General features: G+C 43.9%; 4 protein-coding genes. 2 read left to right on the top strand and 2 right to left on the bottom strand.

From position 1 onward, the window contains the following. Positions 1-89: 89 nt before the first annotated feature. Together DDR33_RS20820 and DDR33_RS20815 are read right to left on the bottom strand one after the other, a co-directional pair. Entirely contained in the window at positions 90-917 is an 828-nt protein-coding gene (locus DDR33_RS20820) for a murein L,D-transpeptidase catalytic domain family protein (protein WP_202913806.1), read from the bottom strand. A gap of 240 nt (positions 918-1,157) precedes the next feature. Next, positions 1,158-2,621 (bottom strand): glycine--tRNA ligase, encoded by a 1,464-nt coding sequence (locus DDR33_RS20815; protein ID WP_109417737.1) that lies wholly within the window; start codon positions 2,619-2,621, stop codon positions 1,158-1,160. 260 nt (positions 2,622-2,881) lie between these two features. Between DDR33_RS20815 and DDR33_RS20810 the strand changes: the two genes are divergently transcribed. After that, complete coding sequence (locus DDR33_RS20810) at positions 2,882-3,598, top strand: ATP-binding cassette domain-containing protein (protein WP_109417736.1); 717 nt, start codon at positions 2,882-2,884, stop codon at positions 3,596-3,598. 229 nt (positions 3,599-3,827) lie between these two features. Beyond that, positions 3,828-4,222, top strand: a 395-nt coding sequence (gene rpsL / locus DDR33_RS20805) for a 30S ribosomal protein S12 (protein ID WP_109417735.1), incomplete at its 3' end; no start/stop codon positions are given.

Here is a 4,222-nt window from a genome sequence, read left to right as displayed (position 1 = left end):
TAGTGCTAATAAACATCAGGTTCGAACTCTCCTGATTTAACATTCAAGAAACTTTAGACTTTCAACTTTCTACTTTCAACTATTGTATATTAACTACCTGCGAGCAGTTCACCCTGGCCAAACTGGCTGGCGGCTGATTCTTCGTTAAGATAACCTGAGGCGTATTTTACCGTTTCGGGGCCATTTATGAATAAAGTGGTTTTACCTTTTATGGCATCAATGATGGCCGGGGTAAGTTCAACTGGTACGGCGGGACATCCGTAGCTCCTGCCGAGGCGGCCGTGCTGGTTAATGAAGCTCTGGCTTACATATTCGGCGCCATGTACCACGATCGCACGGTTGAATGCATTGGCATTATAGTTTTTATCCATGCCATTGAGTTTCAGGGATAATCCATGTTTGCCCTGGTAGGTATTGCTGGTAATATAAAAACCGATACTGCTTTGGTGAGACTCGGCTGTATTTGAAAAGCTGGTAGCTATGTTGTCGCCGCTGCCCTGTCCATGAGCAACCAGGGTGTTAAATAAAAGCTTCCTGTTTTCAAGATCTATGATCCATAAACGTTTGCTTGTACTGGCTTTGTTAAAGTCGACAATAGAAATGATCTGCCTGGCTGCTGATACCATACCAGCGGTCCTGAAGTTCAGGTATCCTGTCATAGCTTTTCTGAAAACATTAAAATCAAGATCGGCTGATTTCAGATCTGCTGAAGTGTAGATATCATTTACATAGTTTACGTAGGCCTGCGCTGCTGAAATTGTTTTAACAGGAGCAACGGGTTCTGTAGCTGAAATGGTATCTTTTGAAAAATTTCCAGCAGAAACAGATGTTGAATCTCCTTTTAATGACCAGCTTAATACGGTCGTACTTAATGCTAAGACAGCAAACGCTGTTCCCCTCCAAATTCTCTTCATCATGTTTTCCCTCAGTTTAAATTAAGTAGCGTTGTTTCGATAGATGTTCGTTTTCAGCTTCTTGTACGGTACAAAGATACGGAAGGTTGTATTGACAGTCAAATAATTACCTTATTTAATTGTCATAAATAACTAATTATATTTCCTTATAGGATAATTCAAGCGGAAGAAAAACGGTTTTACTATATAAGAAGGCCATTGCGGGAGCAGTGGCCTTCTTATATAAGTGTATAATATTATATTCTATTTGCCGAGCAGGTTTTTCCAGCTCACGCGGTCTCCGATAATACGGTCCAGTTGTGCAATTTCCACACGTTCCTGTTCCATGGTATCGCGATGGCGGATAGTGACGGTATTGTCCTGGAGCGACTGGTGATCGACGGTAATGCAGAAAGGCGTACCAATTGCATCCTGGCGACGGTAGCGCTTCCCTATGGAGTCTTTCTCCTCATAAATGATATTGTGGTCGAGTTTCAGCCTGTCCATTATCTCTCTTGCTTTTTCGGGGAGACCATCTTTTTTGGTTAGAGGAAGAATGGCCGCTTTCACAGGTGCAAGGCATGGATGAAGCCTTAGGACTACACGGCTGTCTTTTTTGTCGCCTTCGCTTAAATCCTGTTCTTCGTATGCGTTGATCAGTGTGAGCAGGAACATTCTGTCGAGCCCTATTGATGTTTCAATTACATAGGGAACATAATTCTGGTTGATTTCCGGGTCGAAGTACTGGATCTTTTTTCCCGAAAATTTCTGATGCTGACTTAGATCGAAGTCGGTGCGGCTGTGGATACCTTCTACTTCCTTGAATCCAAATGGGAATTGGAATTCGATATCTACCGCCGCATTGGCGTAATGAGCCAGTTTGGTATGGTCATGGAACCTGTATTTTTCGGAAGCGGTGCCTAAGGCTTTATGCCATTTCAGGCGGGTCTGCTTCCAGTAATCATACCACTCCATTTCGGAGCCGGGGCGGACGAAGAACTGCATCTCCATCTGTTCAAACTCCCGCATACGCATGATAAACTGACGGGCAATTACTTCGTTACGGAAGGCTTTGCCTATCTGGGCGATTCCGAAAGGAATCTTCATTCTCCCCGTTTTTTGTACATTCAGGTAGTTGACAAAAATCCCCTGTGCTGTTTCAGGACGCAGATAAATCACATCAGCATCGTCTGCCACTGCACCCATTTGAGTGGAGAACATGAGGTTAAACTGACGTACATCCGTCCAGTTCCTGGTCCCTGATACCGGACAAACGATCTCATGCTCGACAATGAGGTCGCGAAGAGCTGTGAGATTATCTGCTTTTAGGGCTTCATCCATCGCTGTCTGAAGCTGTGCGGCTTTCTCCGTTTTTCCGTCTTTTTCGTACCGGGCTATTTTATCTTCAATTAACTGATCGGCGCGATAACGCTTTTTGGAATCCTTATTATCGATCATCGGGTCGTTAAACCCGTCTACGTGGCCTGACGCTTTCCATGTGGTTGGATGCATAAAAATCGCAGCATCGATGCCAACTATATTTTCGTGCATTTGCACCATCGACTTCCACCAGTATGTTTTGATGTTATTCTTTAGTTCGGCGCCGTTCTGTCCATAGTCGTACACGGCACTGAGTCCGTCGTAGATTTCGCTTGACTGAAATACAAATCCATACTCTTTGGCATGGGATATAACGTTTTTAAACAGTTCGTCGTTATTTTTACTCATGATGTTGCAAATATATAATTCAGCAGTTAGCTATCAGCAATCAGCTGTTAGTTTTCGGAACAGTTTACAAAACAAAATAATATAAATGATTTTTATAGTATTGAATGTAAATTGTTGACCGTACTGCCGGGGAAAGACTGGACAGGTGTGTTTGTTTTCATTTTCAAAGAAAGATTATGTTGCATAGTAGGGAAAACATTTTGCAATTTTGGGCTTATTCAAGGGGCTGGATGCTAAAGCTGACAGCCAACAGCTAAATTATGAGCGTAGAGGTTAACCAGCTTACTAAAGTTTACGGGCAACAAAAGGCAATAGACTGTATTTCTTTTACTGCTTCTCCCGGAGAGATCCTGGGATTTCTGGGGCCGAACGGCGCCGGGAAATCTACTACGATGAAGATACTTTCCTGTTTTATTCCGCAGACGAGCGGAACAGCAAGCGTGGCGGGATATGATGTAAGCTCGCAGTCCCTGGATGTCAGGCGGAATCTGGGGTATCTTCCAGAACATAACCCTCTCTATCTTGATATGTATGTGAAGGAGTTTCTTGAATTTGTAGCCAATGTTCATAAGGTGAGTAATAAGAGGAGGCGAATAGAAGAGGTCATAGAATTAACGGGACTCGGGCGTGAGAGCCATAAGAAGGCCGGTGCTTTGTCAAAAGGATACCGGCAGCGCCTCGGCCTGGCTCAGGTGATCTTGCCTGATCCGGCTGTGCTGATCATGGATGAACCCACTTCTGGTCTTGATCCCAATCAGCTTGTTGAAGTCAGAGCTTTGATCAGGGAGCTGGGGAAGACGAAGACAGTGATCCTTTCTACACACATTATGCCTGAAGCGGAAACTGTGTGCAGCAGGGCTGTAATTATTAACAGGGGGCAGATTGTTGCTGATAATACGATGACGGAACTGCATGCCGCACACCCTGGGAAGACGCTGGAGGATATTTTTCTTCAGCTAACCAATAAAAATTCATGATTCAGATAAGAGAAAATATCAGCCGAGGTTGTCTTTAAGGCCTTTCTGTTTTCTTTTGAACCATCCCTGTCATACCGAATGGCAGATAATTTAAGTGATTGGGCGGGATTTGCGATATCTTTTGTATTTTTCCTTCAACCCCTTGAAAATCAAAAATAACTTACTACCTTTGCGTTCCTTTTTAGGAAAAAAGAATAAAAGCAAATAATTAAAAATCAAAAAAAAGTAAATGCCTACTATTCAACAATTAGTTAGGAAAGGTAGAGTAGCTCTGGAGGACAAGAGTAAGTCACCAGCGTTGGACAGCTGTCCACAGCGAAGAGGCGTGTGTACCCGTGTATACACCACTACCCCTAAGAAACCAAACTCAGCGATGCGTAAAGTTGCCCGTGTTCGTTTAACAAACGGAAAAGAGGTGAACGCTTACATCCCAGGTGAAGGACACAACTTACAGGAACACTCGATCGTATTGATCCGTGGTGGTCGTGTGAAGGACTTACCGGGTGTACGTTATCACATCATTCGTGGTGCACTGGATACTTCAGGTGTGAACGGAAGAAATCAGCGTCGTTCTAAATATGGTACTAAGCGTCCTAAACCAGGTCAAGCTGCTGCAGCACCTGC

The organism is Pararcticibacter amylolyticus (assembly GCF_003130405.1).
GTDB lineage: Bacteria > Bacteroidota > Bacteroidia > Sphingobacteriales > Sphingobacteriaceae > Arcticibacter > Arcticibacter amylolyticus.
The sequence above is the reverse complement of the archived record's forward strand: the minus strand, read 5'-3'. Positions and strand labels throughout refer to the sequence as shown.